This is a genomic window from Legionella gresilensis, from assembly GCF_900639865.1.
Taxonomy (GTDB): domain Bacteria; phylum Pseudomonadota; class Gammaproteobacteria; order Legionellales; family Legionellaceae; genus Legionella_C; species Legionella_C gresilensis.
Genome location: NZ_CAAAHX010000015.1, coordinates 1 through 23,698, shown reverse-complemented (window position 1 = coordinate 23,698; position 23,698 = coordinate 1). Strand labels below are relative to the sequence as shown.

Here is a 23,698-nt window from a genome sequence, read left to right as displayed (position 1 = left end):
AAGTCTATATGGAAAGCTTTTTGCTAGGTTCTGAAGGCCGAAATTCATTAAGCTTATCAGTCATATAATCAAAAAATGTCTGCCCAACAGTCATTCCTACGGCAACTCTAGCTGTACCCCAGCCTACTCTCATACGATTCTGAAAAAATCGCGCTTTATTTAAAGGTGTTTCATATGTTTTAGCTTCATTCCATAGAGAGCGCAATACTGCAAATGTCGACGGTGGTTTTTGATGAGGTGGTGTTGCGTACTGCATATTTCGGGCGAAATTAAATGGCCCAGAAATAACGGTCGCAGCACCTGCAGATGCCATATTGCATAGAAATTTTAACTGTGAATTATCTTTTGAATTTGTTGTGCCATTTTCTGTTGAAAGACCATCATAGAGCATTTTACGTATCATTTCATACGTCCCACCAAAAGCAATATCACGAGCCATTGTAGCGCCCGTGCCTTTAACAAAAGGTTTAAGGCCACCCGCAGTAGCCATTTCACGAGCGCTTGAAAAAAATGATCGATTTGTCTGACCCCAGGTATGGAATTTAACAGCAGAAATACTATTTGTTAAGCAGGCGCTAGTACTTCCAGCAACAGCTCCCACAGCAAATTGAGCGACAGGTTCGCTTATTTCTAATTGTTTTCGTAAATAAGGATACAAACTTTGGTTTAGTTGACTTTGGGCAATGTAATAGATGCCTCCTAGAAAAGCTCGCTGAATCAAAGCTTGAGAAAAGCCCTGATAAGGTGCAGTAAAATTTTCTTTGGATAAAAAGGGTCTATTTTCTTTTATGGACAAGTACAATGCTCTATCCCATGGGTTAAATAACCCAGCACACGCAGAACCTGTCACTAAGCCACTGACAAAATTAACATTAAAAGATTTTTGAGTTTCTTGCTTTACAGGTGGGTGATTTTTTGACGTGCCTGACTCATAAGGCTTGGCTATATTTGTAGATGATATATTTTCTGTACGTTGCTGCATTTTATATTACGCCAGAGTTACAAACGTGCAATATTTAACCATATTTGATAAAAAATTTCAAATATGCGCCACTATACAGCGCGTGTAGGTTGGATCACTCGGCCCAACACTTACTCTAAAGTAATATATAGCTCATTTATTACCAATATCGGATTTTTTCTATTCTATTGGGTTTTAAGTTATAGAAAACCTTTTGAATTAATAAGTGCTTGTTGGGCCGAATGGCCCAACATACGGAATGAAAATTTTATATAGTCAATTAAAGTGCTTCTAATTTAAGAAGATCCAATTAATTTTTAATAATCAAATATTTGTACTCTATGTGTACTTTATAATAGAGGAAGGCAGGGATAAAGGCATAATGGCTTGATTTAATGGTGGTTATGGGTAGACTCGAACTACCAATCTCAGCATTATGAGGGCTGTGATACTTATATATGTAATGTATTGCCATGTACAGTAAGGAACAAAAATAAATTAAAATCAAAGACTTAATGAAATTTTATTTTGCATCATTATACATCGCTGTACTAGCTTTTCTAACAAAATGCCCCGATTATAAATTAACTTTAATTTAGAATTAACAGTTAAGAATACTTTTTAAATGATCTATAAAATCTTTTATAAAACTTTCAACCCACCCATAAGAAAATGATTTACTTTGGTAAACTATTTCACCATGGATAATATTTTCTTCTTCATTTAAAACACAGGTAATATCTGTCGTATCGAGAGAGTAAAATCGATTAGGTAAATCAACTATTTTAATTTTTAAATTATCTATATTTAAGGATAATTTTGAAAAATTTTGAAATACAATATTAAATTGTGGTGTAGCGATATTTTTATCTCCTAATAAAGCTTCAAAATTAGGATAGTCATATAGAGATAAATGTTGATATTGCAAACATTCAAATATACTCTCTGTTGTTTTCTTAAGGGAGTCTAAGCTTAAATTAGGTTTATTTAGAGAAAGAATTGTCCTTTGAGAGAAAAGACCTAATGTGTTTGCAAAATCTGAATTTATTCGACCATTAACAGTCGTTCCTATAATAACATGTTTTTTTTGTGTTTCATTCATTACAAGAAGGCCATAGGCATGAGTAAAAAATGTAAATAAGGTCATACTATATTTATGTGCTAATTTTTTTAGCTTTGTTAATAAAGCATCTTTAATCTCAAAAAGCTGGTGGCTTTTTGTATTTTCATACAACGATAATTTAGACGAATTTAGTGGATAGGAAATTAGGCTTTTTATACCAGTTAAAGATTTTTTGAAATAATTAATATTATCATGCAACAACATATTAATTTGATGAATTTGATATTGGCAGAATCTTTGATAAGGAAAGAATTTGTTGTTCGGTAAGTTTTCAGTAGTTTTTTCGCAGAAAAAAAGATAACGTTGGCTAAATTCCTTAATTAATAACTGCATGGAAGTTCCGTCAAAAACTAGATGATGAATAACTAGTAGAAAAATGTAATATTGGGAGGTAATTTTATTTAAATAGGCTCGGTATAACCCATCACTAAATGGATAAAAACTTTCATGGATTTTATCATCTAATAATATTAACAATTCCTCTTCTGTTAATAACCGTTGTGAGTAATCGCATAAGATACAAGATGACATAACTTTACTATTAATATATAGAACTGGCTCTTGTTCAACAAATTTTAAATAGGTATAAAAAATATCATGCTCTTTTAGTAAAGAATTAATTGCTAAGTATATAGCTTTCTCATTTATTTCACCCTGTATAGATAAAGCTAAAGATAAATTATTCGCAACTGGATTTTGACCACGTTTAATATCATTCCAAATGCGTTGTTGTTGTAAACTCATCATGAAAAAGGTTTGTTTATGGTATTTTTTGCCAATTATTGGTGTTTTCACGCTGGTTGATAAATTATCAATATACTTTCCTAATTCGCAGATATAGGGGTGTTCAAAAGCAACTTTAAATGGAATCTGTACTGAATATCGCCGATTAAGTGTAGCAATAAGGCTTGCCATTTTTAAAGAATCAAAACCCATCCGTAATAAATTATCTTCGATAGACCCCGAGAAGGATTTAAAGATTTGTCGACAAATGCTAAGAATTTCTTGTTGGCGAGGAGTAATATTTTCAATTGCTATAATCTTGTCTACTTTTTTGGGTAAAGGTAACTTACCTTTATCAATTTTCCCATTAATATTAACCGGAAAATGCTCAATATAAAGAAAATATGTTGGTATCATGTAGTCGGGTAATGTTTTAGCGAGAAAATCACTTAAAACAGTCTCAGATAAGCTTTGATTATTTTCTGTTTTATAATAAGCAATTAATTTAATGTTTCCATCGTTTTCTTTAGAAATAACTAAACAGCGTATGATGCCTGGGTATAAAGACAATTGATATTCAATTTCAGCAGGCTCAACTCGAAAACCATGAATATTAAGTTGATTGTCTAGGCGGCCATTAAAATAAAACAGTTCATCCTGCTTTTGAATAACTAAATCGCCCGTTTTATAAAATCTTTTCAATTTTTTTCCTACTTTAAGATTAACAAATCGCTCTTTGGTTAGTTTTGCTTGTTGATACCCTAAAGCTAAACCATCGCCACCAATATAAAGCTCGCCCATAACGCCTGATGGTAGAAAGTTTAAATAAGGATCGAGCACAGCAAATTGGATATTCGGTATTGGTCGGCCGATTGAAGGATATTCAGGCCATTCACTGGGGCTACCTGATAATAGATAACTTGAGGCGACATGAGTTTCTGTTGGACCAAATTGATTAATTATACGGCTGTTAGTTAACTTAAGCATTAATGTTCTAATCACTGGTGTAATAACTAATGATTCTCCTGCTGTAATGAAGTAGCGGAGGTGAGATGTGAAGTATCTATCTGAGAATTCAGCTAATAATTGTAGAAGTGCTGGTGGTAAAAAAACAACATTAATTTTTTTATTAATTATGAATTGCCATAATTGATCAAGTTGAAGTTTATAGTCATCGGGAACAATATATAATAAACCACCGCTAGCGAGAGTAAAAGTAATTTCTTGTAGACTTACGTCAAAGGAAGATGAAGCCATTTGCGTAACATGCAAGCCTTTTTGCTGCAAAAGCTCATCAAATTGTGCATAAAATAAATTAAGTAATGTTCTACCGGTTTGCAAAACGCCTTTTGGTTTACCTGTCGTACCTGAAGTATAAAGAAGATAAGCAGGAAGATTAAGATCATTTGGCTGTCTTTGATCAAAAAATTGAGTACCATCTATATGGTTTCGCTGCAAATAAATAGAAACAACACCTTTATGAACTTTTAAGTTTTTTAATTTTTCTAAATGAAGTGAATTGTCATAAATAAGGCATTTTGGTTTTGCATCTTCTAAGATTATACCTATTCGTTGGGCTGGTAATTTAGGATCCAAAGGAAGGTAGATACAATTTGCAGATAGCGTAGCTAAGAAGGCAATAATCCAATTTTGACTGCGGGGGATAAGTACGCCAATAATTGCACCGGCGGGCACTTTTTGTCTTATATCTTTTGCAAGTAGCTGAGTATGAAGCCATAAAGTGCGATAATTTAATTGGCCATTCATATCCTCAATGGCCAATTGATAAGGTCTCTTCATGACGGCTCTCTCAATTAAACTTATAATATCTTGGTTATATGGATAACTAATCTGTGTCACTTGGTCATTTTGCTTAATTTTAGTTTTGTAAAATGACAGTTGAGAAGCGGTTTTAAAAGGTGCATAAATTAATTTATTTAAAAGAGTTAGATAATGCTTAACAAAATCATCAATGGTTTTCTTATTGAAGAGATATCGGTTAAATTCAATTTCTAGTAATAATTTTTGATCGTGGGTAGGATAGACAATGACACTTAATTCAAATTTCGCTGTAGTATCTTTTATTCTATAACGTTTTCCTTCATTACCATCTAAATTTAAACTATCTAATGAAGTGGGTTCATATGAAAAAAAAACTTCAAAAAAAGGATTATTTTCTAAATGGCCTGACAAATTAAGCTCACTAACTAAGGCAGGTAAAGAAACTGATTGATATTCTGCAATATTAGCGAGCTTTAAGTGCAATTCTTGGCAAATTTTAATGAATGATTTTTTCTGATCATATAGAAATCGTATGGGCAAAGTATTTACATAACAACCTATAGAATCGCTTGTTTGAGACACTCGGTTGTGAAAAGGTACTCCTATTAAAATATCTTCTTGTCGCGTATAGCGTGATAATAAAATGCCAAAGACAGCTAATAAAATACTAAATTCTGTTATCAGATGTTGCTTACTAAAATGACTAATATTGTGTTTTATTTTTTTGTTTAGACTATAGTAGGCTATCTCACCATTATTAAGCGTTTCTTTTGTTGCCTTTGTTTTAGGGTAGTCATGTACTAATTCTAAGAAATGAAATCCCGTAAGTTCTTTTTTCCACCAGTTTATCTCGCTTTTTTCTTGCAGTTTTTTCTTTTTTGTGCAAATGAATTGAAAAAAATGATTATCTCTTTGACGAACTTTAGGTTTTAAATTGTGATTCAACAGCCCATAATATTCTTTAAATTTAGTCATGAATAAAGCTGTTGAAATACCATCTATTAATACATGATGCATAACAAACAACAAAAACGTTTTTCTTGCTTTCTTAAGAACTAGAACTCTAAAGAGCGGCGCTTTACTAAGATCAAAAGGTTTATTAATAAATTTTTGTAGATTTAAATAGGCTGATTCTTTACGTAAATTAATTTCAATTAAATTTAAGTGTAGATTAAGGTTAGTCTTTTGTCTGAATTGATTTTTGTTTAAATCAATTGATATAGTTAATATAGGATGGGCTTCTATTAGATATTGTAATGTTTTTTCTACTTTTTGAAAATCAATATTGGTTTTGAATTGATAACAATAACTAACATGATAAGCTGGGGATTGGGGGTAAACTGATTGATAAAATATAAATTGCTGCTGCTGAACTGATAGGGGCATCCTTTTTTCATTAAAAGAAATACTAGCCAAATGTTTTTCATCTTTTTTGCTGCATTTACGTTTAAGTAGGTAATCTTCTAAACTAGATAAAGAACGGTGCTTATAAAGATCACTTACCTTCAAATTCCAATGAAGTTTATTATTAAGTTGATAGATAATGCGTGCTGCTTTTAACGAATCAAGCCCGAAGTCAAAAAAAGAGTCATGTAATGTTAGACTCTTTACATTTAGAACTTTTTGTAAAATAGAACTAAGTAAAGTACTTTTTTTAATGCCCGTTAGTTTGATATCTGAATGGGCTTGAGGTATCAACTTAAAGGGTAAGAGTGGCAAGTGTTTGCGTTTAAGTTTGCCACTGCTGGTAAGCGGTATTTGAGAAATAATTTTAAATTTTTTAGGTAACATTTCTTCCGGAAGATGAGTAGATAAGAAAGCTATTAGCTTCTCCTTTGTTAAATTAAATGGTTTCTTTTTATCTGGAATTAAACAAGCGACAATTTCTTCTGTAGGGCTTTCTTCTAAATATATAGCTGCTTGCTTAATGGCAGGATGTTCTTCTAGTGCAAATTCAATTTCACCAGGCTCAATTCTTACTCCATTTATTTTAAACTGATCATCAATTCGACCTTTAATTTGAATCAAACCATTTTCATCATAAAAACCTATGTCACCTGTGAAATATGGCCTAGTACCAAGTTTCTGATAGAAATCTCCTTTTCTAGCAAGCGTACTCTTTTCGTGTATATATCCAAGGCTGCGATAGGGCGTTTGAATAACAATTTCCCCTTTCTCTAAGGGTAAACACAGTTCCCCCTGTGCATTAACTATCGTTATTTTTGTATCAGGTAGAGGTTTGCCTATAGGCTGTACACCCGTAAACTGTAATTTTTTAGGGATGACATAAAAGCATTTGGCTAAAACAGTTTCTGTGGGGCCATATAAATTTACCAAACATACAGGACTTTGAATAAAACGTCTAAATCGAAGTATTAGCCTGCTTTCTAATTTTTCTCCAGCAAAAAATATATAGCGAAGACTCGGTATTGCTAACTTAGTTTCCAAATCATAAAGCCAATTTTTAACTAGCGTTGGAACTGAATTAAAGAATGTAATCTTTTCAAGCGTTAACCAGTGTAATGTTTCTAGACTTGCTAGATGTGGGTGTGAAGGAAAAATTAAGGCTGCTCCCCTAATTAAGGGTACTAAAATAGAGCGAAGTACAACATCAAAAGATAAACGAGTTAGTTGTGCGCACCTGTCACTGGGATCAATGGCAAATGTAGTAGCTTGCCATAATAAAAAGTGACTTAAACTTTGATGTGATCCTACTACCCCTTTCGGCTTTCCAGTGGAACCTGAAGTAAAAAAAATATAAGCAGGATCTTGCTGGTTTATGATAGGGCATTTATTTTTAGATTCTTTAAATTTGGCCAGTTTATTTGGCCATATTAAAATTTTTCTTTTTTCTTTGATTTTTGGATCAATTAAAGAAATTTTCTCACTTAGAAGCACCCGGACTTTTGCTTCACGTAGCATTATTTTTTTTCTTTCTACAGGCAAATTACTGTCAATGGAAAGCAAAATACCACCGACCTTAAAAATAGCTAACAGTAAAATAGGAAAGGTACAGTTATTTTTAGAAACTAAGCCTATTACATCGCCTTTCTTTATGCCAGAATCTATAAGAAAGGAGCTCGCTTTGAGTATCATTTCTCCCATTTCTTGATAATCAAGCAAGCAATTTTTATCCTGAAGAGCTAGATGGGTAGGATAATTTTTAATATTTAATTCAACCAAATCATTAACAGTCGGATAGATAAAGCGTGCTGGCATATATTAATTTCTCCAGCTATTGTAAATTTCCCTTTACTTAACTTTTATAAAGTATGAACGCGAGAAATAGCTTCAAAAATTTGTCATAAATAAACTATACTAACAATTATAGTAATTATAAAACAAATAGCAAAATAGTAAGACAAAAAGGAAATGGCAAATTCAAAATTTTGGAATAATAATAAAAATAAAGACTTATTTGAGAAGCTACCAATAGCTTTTTTTGAACAAACCTCCAAAGAAATAGGTTTATACAATTGTTGTGATGTTAAACTAATAGATGATTTTATAGATAAAGCTAATTCAATTTTAGATGTAGGAACAGGTTGGGGACGAATATTAGATTACTTGATTAAGAAGCGTTTAAATAAGCAACTTTATGTCGCTGAGCGAAGTAAGCAATTTCTTGCTCATTTAAAAAAAAAGTTTGGCGAGCAGGTTACGTTTATTCAAGGTGATTTAAGAGATCAAAATTTACCTTTTAAAGTAGACTTGATTCTTTGGATGTGGGCGGGTATAGCTGAGTTTAATAAACAAGAACAGTTACAAATTTTCTCAAAGTTAGCTTCTATTTTAAATAAAAGAGGGCATTTAATTTTAGAAACAAGCGCTAACGCTCAAGATGCGCCAAAAAAAAACAATCTTAAGATGGTTGAGCAAGGTGAGCATCATAACGTAATTGAAGAAAAAAATAGCAAAATCTTATACTACTATTACATGCCATCAGCAGCTCAATTAAAAGAATATTCACAAATTGCTAAATTTAAAAGTATGAAATTTATACACTATAAAACAGACACTGGTGTTGAAAGAATTTTGTATATATTTGAAAAATAATCATTAAAAATCATCAGATTTATTATAATGGCCTGGCGCAATAATTCCCTTAGGATCAAAAGCATACTTAATTTTATTTCTTAAGCTTAAGCCTGGCGTATCGGTAGAAAAAAACCTTTCCATCGATATATTAGGTATACGATAGGGCAAATAACCTTGATTGCAAGCCATATCTAATAAAGTATTATAATATTCATAAGCCTCTAAAACTGACTGTTTGTCATGTTGATTAAAGGTAATAGGAATAATTGCATACACGAGGTGTGCTGTTTTAAATTGAAAAGTAATAGGAAGTTTGCGCTGATATTGGAGCGCGATTTTTTTTAAAATCTCAAAAAAATTAATAATTTCAGGTACATAGAATGGTAGCTTAGGTACAAACCAAAGCAATCCGCAGCCGTCTTCCGATGGGGTTGTATTCTTTTTTATAGATCTAGGCATGCGCCAATATAAAGATTGCTGATCATAATCATTGGTATAGCCTAAGTTAAATAAAAACTTAAAATCCGATTCTTTAACGCAATGCTCGTTTTCAAGCGACATTTTAATTAGTTTTTTTGCTTCTTTTTTAGTAATGACATCAACAATTAAAAATTTAGTTAACTTCCTGAATTTCTCTTTTATGAGTCTTACTTTAAGCTCACCTTCTTCTAGACACGAAGATGAAACTGAGAAAGATGAATTCCATGCACCTATTTCACGACCGTACTTCTTTTTTAAATCAAGTACAATATTTTTTCTAATTTCCTTAAACGAAGATTGTTGATAATCTAAAAGACGGGAGCCTGAGCTTATTATTAATCGAATATCATTATAAAATGAATAAACGGGCGTTAGGAGATTTTTTTTGGTTAAATCCTTTAACGTTAAAAGCAAGCACTTAAGTTGCTTTTCTCTGGCTACTGAAAAAGTAATGATATGCATATACTCAGGAATTGGCTCTAACCAAATAACCATCTTAGTTACAATCCCTAAATTAGATTGAAAGAAAAGGGGAGATAAGTTCATGCCAGTAGTTGAATGTTGGAGTAGGGCAGTTTTATCAGAACAAGCTAAATAATCCTTAATCGAGACAGTATCACCATTACTAAGCACTACTTCTACGATTTCTGAAGATGCTTCACGATTCCCCTGTACGCCTTTCCCTACTCCTCGCTCTAAGGCATTTCCTACTAAACTCGCTTCAGAACTTCCGCCGAAAGCAGAAAGTTTATAATTTGGAGCATGTTTAGCAATATAGTGATAAAGCTGTTTAAATGTTACACCGGGTTCAACGAGGACATAACCAAAGTGTTTGTTACATTCAATAACTTGATTTAAATACCTAAGATCCATAACTACGGATGGCCCTTGATAAGGCCCTAAGGAGCCATAGCCATAATTTTTGCCCCGGCTTATTGGATGCACAGGTATTCGGTATTTATTAGCTAATTTTAAACATGCACTTAAAGATTTTACACTACTAGGTAATAAAGTACAGACGAGGTTAGTATGAGGGCTTCTTAAGCAAGAAACCCTATAAGAGATGAGCTTTTCTTCATCTATAAGGATGTTTTCTTTTCCTAATAGTTTAATCCAAGCTTTAATAAGTTTTTCAGAGATTACTTTATTAACCATAATAATCAACTTGTAACAAAAAAATTATTTTGCTGAGCCCAGATAAATTCAGTGTCTTTTTTTAATTGTTCTGGATCGCAATTTACTAAATAAATACGCGCTAAGCATGCTGCGCCTGCGCTAGTCTTACGTACTTCCTCCCCTTTTTTGACGAAAATATTATGATGTCGATATGAGGGAAGTTCTACTACCCAATTCCATAAACAAATATCTCTAATTATACCAGTTGGTTTACTAAAGATGATGTTTACAATTTTGCTATGCGCTTTTGTTCTATAAAGAGTTGTGTGCAATTGGTCTGGATATAGTAGAGCAACAACCAGCGCATCAAGCTGTGTTAGGGTGAGTGCTTCTTCTAAAATATTATTAGGTAGGCCGCCCATTAACCTTGCAGCTGACTCAATCATAATAGGGCCTTTTGCTGTTAGCATAAGCTCAGTGTGTGTGGCGCCAAAATAAATTCCTAGTGCATCCAAACAGGAGGAGACATAGTTCATAAGGGAAGGATTAATTTTTTTTTCAAGCGTACAGGAATGACAAATGCGAAAACCTTCTTCAGTAAAATCATTATCGTAAAACCACATATCTGTAAAATAGTGCTTACCTTTATAACTAACCGCATTTAATGCATATTCTTTTCCTACTAAAAATTCTTGTAATAACAACGCCTTATTAACGAAGCCTAGCAAATTTTTTTTACCTAATAAATCCTTACAAGCATTTTTTAGTTGTAAAAGATTATGGCAAACATGAAAGCCATTACTATCACTACTATTACGTGGCTTAATAACAACTGGAAAACCGCCAACTTTATCAAGGCCTGTGATAGCTTCATCTAAGGAGGAAAACAAAATCTGTCTTAAACAAGGTAATTTTGTCTGATATAAACACTCAGCCATGTAAAATTTATCTAATCTTGCATTAAGATGATTTATTTCATTGTGTGGAAGATTTAACGCAAACGCAAGCTTTTCCCTAAGCTCTATACCGTCGCCATCTATACAACATACAATGTTTAAAATATGCCATTTTTTAAAGTAATTAAGTAACTTATTGAAATCACCATCCCATAGTATTTCCTCTAGATAATTAGGATTATTAGTGGGGCAATTAAAATGATCAGAAGCAGCTGAATTTATGGTGCTTGGTGTAATAACATGAATACAAGAAATTTGCAGGCTCGTTAATTTATCTATTAAATAACTGCCAGTAGAGTAGCCATCAATAATTACCAAAATAGAATTAGGTTGAATTATCATATCAATAATTGTTATACACTAAATAAGCAGCAGCTTATAATTAATCAAAAGTCTTATTCCTAGCATAGACTATAAACCTTTAAGTTGAAAAAAGATTAAGTTTGTTTTCTACAAGCGAGCAAGTCATCTAGTTAATTGATTTGTTTTAAAACAATATGGAAATAAGCTGATATATTCCTACTTTTTGTTTTAAAGAGTTGGGCGGGAGCTAATAATGAAAATAATAATTCTGCCCAGCTTGGTAGTCTCTAAAATAAAGAGTATTTTAATCAATATAGCGTAAGCTAAACCAGAAAAATTATATTCTTAATTTACTTGAGTTTGTTATTAAGAAAGTAAGTGGAAAAAACCTTATTTATATTGAAATAAATTATAGGGGAGTTGTCAGATTTATTTTTTGCAACTATAAAAAAATACTTAAAAAAGCGAATTCATAAGGCACGTATGTTATGAAAGTATCTAGTTGCATTGTAGTAATTATTAATAAAGGGTTATAAGTATTGGCCTTACACCAGTTGCGGGGGGCACTTTAATCAGGTTAGCCTAAACTAACGCGTTGATTTCACGAGCAAGAGATTAAAGCGCCCAAGAGTAATATTATCCTAATACTACAACATCAATGCAGGCTGATTTATCGTGAACTTTTAGGCCAAGTTAAAAGTAATCGAGGGATATTAACTGTCTTAAGAACAAATCTTGAGCCATTTACCTCAAAATAACAAGCTAAAAAAGATTGGTTTCTTGCTCAAAATCTTGTGCTAGATGTTATTTATCAATTCCAACAACAGCTCCATCAACTACTTATGCATCGAGCAATAACTAAGAAAAGGTACAGTCAAGCAGCACCTGTTTCTTACATATGATTCAGGCGCTGAAAAGCAGTCCTTTTAAAGCGCTAGCGACCCTAGGTAAACATTGTATCAGTGGCGAAAAAAGATTGGGCAGGTGTAGCGTTTTAGGATGTCTAACGGAATTACCAAAGGCTTTCATCGCAAGATGAAATTGATTCAACGTAGAGCTTATGGTTTTATAAATTTTGAAAATTACAGAACTCGTGTTAAGGTCCTCTGCGGATGATTAAAGTTGCCCCCGTAAATGGGAAAGACCCTTAATTTGCACCTTATGTGCATTGTATAATAGAGGAAAAAGAGGAGGATACGTAAGTATCTGATTTATGGTGGCCATGGGTAGACTCGAACTACCGACCTCAGCACTATGAGTGCTAACACAGTTTTATTTTTAATATATAACAGTATACAATTGTGATTAAAAATCACCTTAAATCAATTGCTTATAATTTATATCTGTTGCACAGATATATTTTGTTGTACGAGGCTTTTCAACTAAATTGCACCCTATATGCACCTTGCGGAAAAGACGTTGCTAACTTTACTCTAAAGAAGTTTTCATTTAGGAGTTAAATTCATCTGAGGATAAAAAAATTGCAGAAGCACTATCCATAAAAGCAGCAGAATATATTGATGCTGCAAGAAATAGGGTGCAACGCTTAGTCAATTTTGAAATGCTTCAAGCTTATTAGTTAATTGGCCGAGAAATTGTTGAGGTAGAAGAAAAAGGCATGCAGCGTGCCGCCTATAGAAGTTTTTAATTACAAGATGTACGCCAGTTTTATACAATTGAAGCTGAAAAGAACTGCTGGAGTGCCAAAGAGCTTGAGTGACAGATTAATAGCCTACTTTTTGAACGATTAGCAAAGAGCAAAGATAAAGAAGGATTAATGGCTTTAATAAAGGATGGCCAAGAAATTAATAAGCCTGAAGATGCTATAAAAGAACCATTAATTTTAGAATTTTTAGGTTTACTTAAGTATCATAAGTCTGTTGGACCCATTATCCTTTAAGGTCCTTTTAAATCAATTTTGACTAAATCTAAGAAATTCAGCTGAATTTTAATCAAAAAGGACCTTATTTTCAATTTATTAATTAAAATTTAATATCGAACACATGTTAACTAGGTGCTTAATTTAGCGATTCACTGGGGTGTGCGTAGGAAGCCATTAGGACCTAACCTTGAGTTCTCGCTTAGTAGGGAATTATCTCGATTATTAAAAAATGTAAAGCTTGAGTCACCAATAAAAATCTCCGCTTTTTTGGCATATTTTGTCTCAAGTAACATTTTTACACTGCGGTTTATGTAGGGATCCCTATCTTGTAGCGTTCCATCAGGTAAATGATTAGAATATTGCATTAAATAAGCTTTTAAATAAGTTTCTTCATAAGTTCTGCCATTCACAGCAACAACCGGATTTTGATAGGGCTTATTAGTTTCAGGACAAATAAGACAGGAAGGAAAAATGTTTATGTCTACATGAGGTAGCCTGTAATAATAAAGTAAATCTGCAACTAAAACGTTAGGAATTAGTTTACCTTTCAAGCTTTCATTTGTTTCTGGATCATTTTGACATTGAGTAATTGTTTCTTTACTGTAGGTTTTACCTTGAGGAGTTATATAAGGTTCGGCAATATCTTCAAAGTTAATAGTGTCTTCAAAAAATTCACTTATTTCCTCAGGTAATCGATCTGACAAATTTTGTGATTTGGCAAGGATAGACTGCAAATGAAAAGATACAGATGGCGTTCTATTTTTCCCAGCCTGAAGCAATAAAGAAATCATGTCACTATTTTGCTCTTTATTCTGCATTATGATCTCAAGGCAAGTCGTTCCTTCAATGCTACTAAAGCAAAGCATTGGAGAGCCAGCATTTAAGAGTGCTTTTACAACATTTAACTTATTTTGTTTCACTGCATCTAGTAAAACATTATCATAATGCCAAGTATCAAAGGTGTCGGTTGAATATTGTTCAACAATAGCAATAACACATTCCCAGATGTTTAACTTTGCAGCTTTTTCTACAATTGACTCTTTATTAACTAGTTCATTATACGTTTTATTTTGTAGTAAAATTTTAATCAAATCTGTTTGGTGTAATTTCGCTGCTTGATACAAGATCTGGAAAAAATAATTATATTCTTCTTCATTCCCCTTATTTAATTCTATAAAACGTTCAATGATCTCCCACCCTTTTTTTTCTATAGCCAAGTGTAGAGGAGAAATTCCTTTTAAATTCTCTGCAAAAAAATTGGCATTTAATTTTACTAAATAATCAAATAGTGTTTTATCGAACTCATTTGAGTCTAGAATATAATGAAAAGCTGTATTTCTTAGTTCATCAATTGGCGTTTGAATTAGGGTAGCATCGTATTGTAAAACTGCGGTTAGCAGAGAAATATTACGTTCTTTAATACTTTTTATAAAAAATTGAGGAAGATATTTTTCTCTTATTAACTGTACAATTAAACGATTAGGATATAATTGTTCAGAATTTTGTAATTCTCCACTTGGTAATTGATTTCCATGCTGTTGTAAATAGGCAATTACTAATGATTTCTCATAAGTTTTTCCATCAATAGCCACAACCGGCTCTTGATAAAAATTCTTTGTTTGAGGGCAAATCAGTAGTGGAGGAATTGTATCCTTTAGTACGTTAACATCTTTATAAAAAGCTATTAAATCTTCCACTAATTGATTATGTCTAAGCAAATTTAAATTAAGTGCCGCACGATTAATAGGATCCTTGTCTAAATTTATAATAGAATTTTTACTGTAAGTAGTACCTTGTGGCGTAATCATAGGTACCTTCAACTCTTCTGCTAAAATTGGATCTTCAAATAACTCACTAATAAATTCAGGCAACCGTCCTAAATGACTAACAATTATCTTCCTAAGTTCACTGTTTGCTTTAGCCGCAGCTAATAAAATGATATTAATGACTTCCTCATTTTCATACCTATTTTCAGCAAGTGCTATTAAGTACTTTTCTCCTTCCTCGAGATAGAAGCAATAAAGTGGCGCCCCTGCTTTGATTAACAGTTGAACTATATCAATTCTATTAGCCTTAAGCGCAAGCATAAAAGCAGCATCATAATTGGCACTGTCAGTAATATCTGTAGCATGCGTACTTGCTATAAGCCGCACCATTTCCCAATCTCCTTGCAATGCAGCGACTTCAATTGGTGATTTATCTAACTCATTTAGTGAATCAAGTCGTGCTCCGCATGCAAGGAGAACTTTTACTAGGTCATAATTTTTATTCTCAATAGGCTTAAATAAAATTTGTGGATGACTGGGTACAGCGCCAGCTCGTAGTAAACCTAAGGCAAAAAGAGTATGGTTTTTATTAACTGCTTGAAATAAAATATCATTGTATTGCCTTTTCTCATTTGATAATAAAGACGAAGCGCATAAGTGTTTATTTTCGATAATGGCTTGCGCAAATGGCGTATTTCCCTGGCTGTTTTCTTTCATCAGATCAGGATTATACTGCAATAATAATTGAATTAATTCGGGTTGATTTCTTGTAACTGCAAGATGCATGCTGTTGTCACCATAAGCATTTACTGTATTAACAGAAGCCCCTGCATTCAACAAGATAGGTATCATACTATCTTGCCTTTCTTGAATTGCAGCAAGTAAAGCAGTACCTAAATAAGCATCATCTTTGAATGATCCCGCTTTAACGAACGATTCAATACCAGCCCACCATCCCATTTCAATAGCCAGTTCTATAGCAGTTTTTTTGTCCTTATTTCTAAGTCCATGGTTAATTCTATTAATAACTAACAAAGTAATTAATGCAAGGTCCTTATTTTGAAAAGCATAATGTAGTGCTGTATTGAAGTTTTTATCAATTCTTATATTGGGAGATACGCCTTGAGCCAAGCATGCTTCAATTTCTGATATTTTACTCTGTAAAACGGCATCAATAAATTGTTGGCGTTGGCCTCCTTTTTTTATAGGGGTAATTTGACTATTGTTATTAGAAAATACTGTAGTTTCTTGAGGATTATCAACTTTAATTTTTTTAGCTTTTTTATTTTTATCTTCATACTGTTCTATGGCATTTGATACAGCGGTATTAAATTGTTCTGCCTCTTCTTTAATTGTATAAAACTCACCCATCGCTTGAATACAATCCCAAGCCTGCATTTCTACAGCAATATCAATAGGACTTTGTCCGTTTTTATCTTTTAAATTATAATCTGCTTTATAAAGAGCAAATATTTTACTAAGGTTAGCATTCCTTTTTTTTATTGCACTGTGTAAACCCGTATTTAAATCTTTATCAATTCTTATATTAACACCTACCCCGTTTCCTAAAAGTTGCTCAACACCCCCTACGTCTTGTTTTTCGACTGCGTTGATATAGACTTCTCTACGATTTTTTTGATGTAACATTTTATTTTTGATCCTATTAAATCAATAAGTTATAGCTTTATGCTTACCTGTTTTGAACTATCAAATTCAATTTGAAACACCTTGATAATTAGCCTATTTACTTAGTTTCTAAAAATGCTTTCGATATAAAATTAACTAGTCAAAGAAATTGAATTAATTTTATTTTGTTCAATTGGCGGGTCAACCCTTGATGCATTACGCCCCCTAAAGTAACCAAATGACGATAACAAGTTACCGGCACTCGAAATATTTTGATAGACAGATAACATTTTGCTTGAAATGAAAGCTAAACGCTTTATTGCACTACTAAGTAATGGATGAATATCTTCTTTACACGAGACTTCTTTAAAAATGTCAACTAAATCATTTTGATTTAAATATTGACTAAAATCATGTAATGCAAGAAAAGATTTTCTTAGTCGCATTAAATAATGGGTAGAGTTTCCCTTTTTTGCCTCTAAATTAATATAATTTGATATCTGCTGATCTATCTTTTTAAATGATCCTAAATGCATAGGGAGGTAGTTAAGTATCATTGCAAGTTGCATTAGCTCTTGAGAAGTAGGTTCTTCGAGTGCCATTTCACCAAAATCGTATAAACCAATATGCAACCTTAGTACTTTATCAGAAGTCTTAGTGTGATTTTCTCTCACTTCGACACGTAGCTGATTACCATGCCGGTCGCTATCAAATCGTCCACCACGTAATATATTATGTAACTCCATAGTAATTACGGCTTTTGCAACAGCCTGTTTAATGTAACGTTGCTCAGGTGTGCTGTCAGGAAGTACATTAAACTCTTCGCCATGCATTATAGTGATAAAACGATATCCTTGGCCACTGGTTAAGATACTAGCCGTTCCAATTTGCAGTTCAACAGGTTGCCCTGAAACATAAATAGTCATATGACTTGGATATAATTGCTTTGCAAAGCTTGATTGTTTATCGCCGGCTTCTTTTGTCATTTCATTTTCAGATAACCGAGCTGCTTCATCAACCATCTGTGTCATGATAGCACGTTGATTAACAACAGCCTCATGCAGGCAGTGATTAATGGTTGCGCGGATATGCTCAAATCCTTTGCGTGCATTAATTTCAGCATTTTCTCGTAACATTAATAATACAACAGTTTCATTATTTTCTAATGTAACTTCTAAAGCTAAATTATACGATGCAGACCCTAGCAACTTGCCAATATGTTTGATATTAGCTAACTCTCCAGGAGGCAATATTTCTGCCATTTGTCTACACAAAGACCAGCGGTGTGGCGGATTTGCTCTACCTTTTACATGTTCCAAATCAGCACGTATTTCATTAGTCGTTTGAGGATGGCTATGGATTGCCTGGGCAAGCTTTACATAGGCAGGCCCCATATGCTCACAAATAACAGCTAGTTTTTTACCAATGCTAGCTTCTTGATCTGAGTGCTCATTGGTCGCCACTAAAATAGCTGCTAGTAGGTAAGAACGAATAAAATTGTCTGCAGTCGCTAAATAAGATTTTAAAAGACTTAATGCTAGATAATCATTGCTCTTTTTATCGTAAGCTTTAGGAAAAAGTTTTTGAGCAATATATTTTAATCCCTTTTCATAGGCTAAAAGCTGACTTTCATGGGACACTATTTGACTAGTCGGGATTAATATTTGTTCAATAATTGCAGCTCGTTCTTGAAGAGAGCACTCCCAAAATTGATGATAGGTACTAATTAAACAGTCGCTAAGTTTTTCATCAGTTGCAGTGGGATCATCCTTGCGCTTTTCATCATAATCTAGATAGTTCCAACCAAGAATACGAGACAATTCTGATACATCAATATATTCAGTAACGTATTGTAACATTGCTTTAACAGATGTTTGTGTTAATTCAATAGAAAGATAATCAAGTAACGCTCTTTGATTTAATTCATTTTTGCCAAATAAAGTAGCCAACTTGATTAAAGTAATAAGTCCTTGCCTTGATGCTTTGAGCCGTTTTGATGAAAAAAGTTTATAATCAGCCGGATCAACATACGTACCAACATATTCACTTAAGGTTCTTTGCGTCTCAAGCTTCGTCAGTAATTTCGACATAAATGGTTTTAAATCACGATTAAATAATTTATTATGTAATTTAAGTATTAATGGTTTAATCCGCTCAAAATAAGTCGTTGTTCCATCATCTTTACCGTATATCTTACTGTATAAATTAATCAACAGCTCAAATAACTTGTTTTTCAAGGCTATATCAGTAAGAGGCAACTTAGATTCAGCCTTAAATAACCATAACTCAAGTAAGTTAATTTGGTCATTGATCAGTGGCAACGCATTAATATAATTGAAAATGATGTTACCAAAATTTACTTTAATGTTTCGTGTTGGAAAAGTAGTATAATAATCAAACAACGTATAGTATTTAATTAACTCCTCAGTACTAAGATCTGGAAACGATGTATCTTCTAATAAAGGCCATGAGGCATGATTAAGGGCTGGGATTAGCGCGCTGCTAACATACTCATCAGCTTTATGTGTTCCTTCTTTTTCCAATTCATCAAGCATTCTTATGACTGGTTTGCTAAACATAACCACCTGTTTAGTTTCATTAAGGTATGCTTGAATAACACCTGTTCTCAATTTAATATTTTTAGTATTACATTCATCAAGAAGTAAAATCAGTAAGTCATCTTTGGAACTTTGTTCGGGTAGGCGAAAAATAATACGACAACTATCTAGGCTTAGGGGGAACCTACTATCATCTAAATCAAAAATATCCTTTTTGATTAACTGAGATAAATCATAATTATCAAATAAGTGATGTGAATTTTCTTTGAATTTTTGTAAAAAGATAAATTGAAAATATTTAGATGTTGGCTTTAATGATTGATACTTACCTACTAAGGATTGCAAATCACGCTTATCATCTCGTCCAAAGAAGAATGATTTTACAACAGCCTGCTCCGCCTGACCCTCTGCAATTGCAACGTGATAAAATGCTTTAAGTAATTGTGTTTGCGCTTCATGTTCTGCATTAAATTCCAAATGAGGATAACGCAAATTAACTAAGTTCTCATCATAATATTTGATAAATTTCTCCTCAAATGTTAAAGATGAATCGTTTAGTATTATCTGCTCAGTTTGATGTTCCTTTGACTCACACTCATGTACCCATGTTTCTAAATTTGAAAAATTACCAGCTTTGAAGTAAATGTCATCCTTACCAGTTAAGTAACCAAAAAATACATAACTATCATGAGAATATTTCTCAGCTATATATTTAATTTGTTCCCCGGTCATAGCCCTTATGGTCGTGGAATGATTAGATAAACCTAATCGAAATAGTATGTTTGCAATTAATCCACTTTTATCGCTTTTAGCCCAGATGAAAAAATTATCAAATGCTGTATCAGTTACTGATTGTACGTTAGACCATTCAAAACCCGTCCATTTAATAAATTTACCTAGGTCACTGCCATAATAACGACTGGTATTCGTTTCATTCTGCTCTTTCCCTTTATGATTAAAAAATCGTTTTCTATTGGAGTCATCAGCAAGATGATCGATGTATTGTATGCGAACTTCATCAAGTTCTTTAGCAAACACCATCGCTTCTTCAAATGAAGTTGCGAGGGTAAATTGTGTAATGGCTTTTTGTATTTGTTTAAAGAAACCAAGCTGTCTTAAGCCTTGACTCTGCTTTATAAGAAACTTAATTTTCGTTATGTCATTATATTGCGTGAGCTTTGTATTAGGCGTTATTTTTTTTAATTCTTGCGATAATCCATTGATGTCTTCAAGAGCAATATGATGTCGATTTTTCCCTGAATCAACATAAAATAATTCAAATAAATTATCTTCATGCTGCACTAAGTAATAATAATTTTGCTCTACAGTTTGAGGATTATCAGTCATACACCTTAAATTAAGGCGGTCGGTTATTGCATTCGTTCCCCACGGCGATGCAAACGCATAATAAAGGTATGAAAAACCCGGAATTTTTAGTTCGTGTGCGCGATTAATTATGAGATCAACTAATTCAGCTTCTTTCGGATTGCTATAATCAATTTCCAGTGACTCGACAATTTTAGAGAATTCACGAAGGCGAACTGAAGGCGCTTGATACTCTTCAAAAGGCAGTAATTCAACTTTAAGTTCAGGCAGTTGCTCTAACAATTTATTTAAAATTTGCAACCTTTGATAAGAAGGAGAAAATTTTAACTGAATAGGAAGCGGGCTTTTATCTGCTAATTGCTGGTTTTCAACAGTAGAAGCAGTAGAGAAACGAGACATCTCATCATCTTGAGTAATACTGTCGTTGGCCATACTCATTATCGATTTAGGTTGCTCGGTGAGATTTTGAGTGTTATCCAATGTATTGGTTTGATTATTAAATACTGAAACTGTAGCAAGTGATAAACAAAAAGCGGGGGAAGGTTTATCAACTTCTTTACTGTATGGCTTAGTTACTCCTGCAGCAATATTGGCTTGGAGCATCTTAATTCGTTCTGCATAAGTAAACTCTGTGACGTATTTTAAATTAAACCCTCCAAAGTACCTTTCATACTTCTCAACTAGCGGTAATTTTTGTGGATTTTTCTCCTTAAATTCGGCAGCGCAGCGTAAATATTCTACACAGGCATCTGCTGAGCCAATTTGCTCCATTGCTTTTATATCAATTCGCTGTTGTACTTCAGGTGAAATGGATATAGGTGAAACAAAGCTAGTATACATTTTTATTTTTAGCAAAATTGCTACTATTTCGAATTCAAAACCGGTTAAACTAAGTTGCTTATCTACTATTAATTTAAATACATCTTGGTGAAGAGCAATGACTGGCTCACGAAAACCTGGAATATATTTTATTAAAGCATCACCAACATCAGTGAGATAAAATTTTATTTTATAAATAGAATTTTGAGGGCGATAACGTTCAGTAATTTCATTTAAGTATTCAACTAATAAAATTGAAGGCAAAATTTCTTTTAACCTATATTCTTCCTTAATCCGACTTTCACGAACCTCCGGGCTTAAATTATCAGCAATTGTGAAACTACCATACATGGATTCAAGTTGATAAACTAGTAATTTATCTTTTCTAACAAATTCTATCGAGCTCCAGTTGGCGCCACTTGGATATGAATTATATTTTTTGTCTAAATTATTTATATCCTTAACATAACAAACTAAGTGATTCCACGGATCTAATAGTATAGCCTTCTCACCCCAGGTACACATGTCATTTAATTCACTCTCTTCTGTACGATCAATAACTAGAAACGTATGGCCGTCTTCATCTTCATAGTTAATAGAAACCTTTTCAATTCGATGTTCATCTCCTAACTTTAATAATTTTACAAGCGCCATACAGGTGTGTTCATCACAATACCCTGAGTCAGTTTTTTGCAAGTCATAATATAATCCTCGTTGCAATAAATTTGACTTAATCAGCATTTCATTTATTTTTTGTTCCGCTTTATCTTTCACCTCTTGAAGCTGTACCGTTCTTAAATGTTTATCAAGTTCAGAAACTAGCAAATTATTAGACAAATTATTACGTGTAGACGACAATTTTTTATTATATTCAAAACGTTGCGCATAAGTATGTTGTTGGGTACGTAACTTTACCGCTAACTGCTCTATATTATACAAAGCATCTTCTTTGAATTGCGCTATTGCCGGAGGACTGTAATTTATTTTTGTGCTTGGAGAGTGTTTAAATAAATATAAATCATATACTAATTGATTAAGATCTTCTTCATACTGTGTTCCTTCACGTCGAGTTATATCAATAAACGTTAACTCTTTATCTGATAAGCGTTGATTTGCTTTAAGCTTCGTAACTGTTACATTAACTAAATCTTGCAACTCAAGAATATACAGCCGAATGAGCTCTTGCTCATCAATTTTCAAAGCAGAAAAACCTTGCTCACAAAGGGCAGGAATTTTTTTAAGCAGCAACGCAGTGAATTTTTCTCTTCTCACTGCAGCACTGCCTACATCAAATTTAGCTATTAAACGCCAGTAACTTTCTAATTTCGAAAAAATTACGTTTATTTGTTGTGCTATAAAAGATTCTAACTTCTGACGATTCTGATTCGACAGCTGATCACCGTCCTTTATATTATAATCTTCAATAAAATTTTTATAAATTGTCCGTAATTCATGTATTGCCGTGTAATGTGAATACATTAATTGGTGTACTTCTTCGTGCAACTGATATTGAATATCAATATCATGCTCACTTTCATTTACTGATGGACATTCAAATGCTTCAAAGCGATTTGCGGCAAGTGGGATTTGTTTGTTAATTTCATCTTTGATAGCAATAAGTTTATTAAAATATTCTTGTTCCTTACCATCATTTAGCATACTAAGCCTTGGATTCTAGAGTTTTTATAAAAGTCGCGCAGTATACCAGAATTTTTTGCCTAGTATGATTATTTTTGACTCAAGGAGAAAGAAACTTACGCTTCACCCATCTGAAGGCAATTTAACCTATAGAACGTGGGCTAAGCGTTTGAATTTTCGAATAATGAGATTAAAGTGTCTAAGAAAAATTAGATTTTAAATTTACCTGGATGTGCTATCAAAATAGTAAGCGGAGAAAATCCTACTCGTGAAGCTTAAAAATTTTGAAAATTATCGTATAAGGGTTAATGTCTTGTGTGGTTGATTAATGTGCCTCTGAATTTGAGGAAGACCCGAAAGAGCGTATATTTTTGGAGTTAATTGATTTATGGTGGCTATGGGTAGACTCGAACTACCGACCTCAGCATTATGAGGGCTTGGAAACTCATATATGTAATGTATTTATATGTACAATAAGGAACAAAAGTAACTTAAAATCAAAAACTTAATGAAATTTTATATTGCATCATTATGCTTCACTGTACTAGCTTTTCTAACAAAATTGCACCCTATATGCACCCTGGAAATAGATAGCTAATTT

Annotated in this window: 9 protein-coding genes; 3 read left to right on the top strand and 6 right to left on the bottom strand. The window is 32.9% G+C overall.

Annotated features, from left to right (window positions below; all coding sequences use genetic code 11):
• Positions 1-4 precede the first annotated feature (4 nt).
• Positions 5-982 (bottom strand): MC/SLC25 family protein, encoded by a 978-nt coding sequence (locus E1P04_RS15010; RefSeq protein ID WP_131783709.1) that lies wholly within the window; start codon positions 980-982, stop codon positions 5-7.
• Between the two features lie 580 nt (positions 983-1,562).
• Positions 1,563-7,808, bottom strand: coding sequence for an AMP-binding protein (locus E1P04_RS15005; protein WP_131783708.1), 6,246 nt, complete (start codon positions 7,806-7,808; stop codon positions 1,563-1,565).
• A gap of 153 nt (positions 7,809-7,961) precedes the next feature.
• Between E1P04_RS15005 and E1P04_RS15000 the strand changes: the two genes are divergently transcribed.
• Entirely contained in the window at positions 7,962-8,645 is a 684-nt protein-coding gene (locus E1P04_RS15000) for a class I SAM-dependent methyltransferase (RefSeq protein WP_131783707.1), read from the top strand.
• A 3-nt stretch (positions 8,646-8,648) separates the two neighbouring features.
• On the opposite strand, the gene E1P04_RS14995 is transcribed toward E1P04_RS15000, so the two are convergent.
• A complete protein-coding gene (locus E1P04_RS14995) occupies positions 8,649-10,262 on the bottom strand; it encodes an FAD-binding oxidoreductase (protein ID WP_131783706.1) in 1,614 nt (537 codons plus the stop codon).
• A gap of 5 nt (positions 10,263-10,267) precedes the next feature.
• Positions 10,268-11,521 carry an ATP-grasp domain-containing protein gene (locus tag E1P04_RS14990; RefSeq protein WP_131783705.1) on the bottom strand — a complete coding sequence of 418 codons (1,254 nt, stop codon included), beginning with the start codon at positions 11,519-11,521 and terminating at the stop codon, positions 10,268-10,270.
• Between the two features lie 960 nt (positions 11,522-12,481).
• Between E1P04_RS14990 and E1P04_RS18410 the strand changes: the two genes are divergently transcribed.
• Positions 12,482-12,598 (top strand): transposase, encoded by a 117-nt coding sequence (locus E1P04_RS18410; protein ID WP_131783704.1) that lies wholly within the window; start codon positions 12,482-12,484, stop codon positions 12,596-12,598.
• 661 nt (positions 12,599-13,259) lie between these two features.
• Entirely contained in the window at positions 13,260-13,382 is a 123-nt protein-coding gene (locus E1P04_RS18270; RefSeq protein ID WP_282433133.1) for a hypothetical protein, read from the top strand.
• Positions 13,383-13,513: 131 nt separating this feature from the next.
• Here E1P04_RS18270 and E1P04_RS14980 read toward each other — a convergent pair whose 3' ends face one another.
• Positions 13,514-16,777: an ankyrin repeat domain-containing protein gene (locus E1P04_RS14980; protein WP_131783703.1), complete on the bottom strand. Its 3,264-nt coding sequence runs from the start codon at positions 16,775-16,777 to the stop codon at positions 13,514-13,516.
• Between the two features lie 131 nt (positions 16,778-16,908).
• Positions 16,909-23,118: a hypothetical protein gene (locus tag E1P04_RS14975; RefSeq protein WP_131783702.1), complete on the bottom strand. Its 6,210-nt coding sequence runs from the start codon at positions 23,116-23,118 to the stop codon at positions 16,909-16,911.
• Positions 23,119-23,698: the final 580 nt, after the last annotated feature.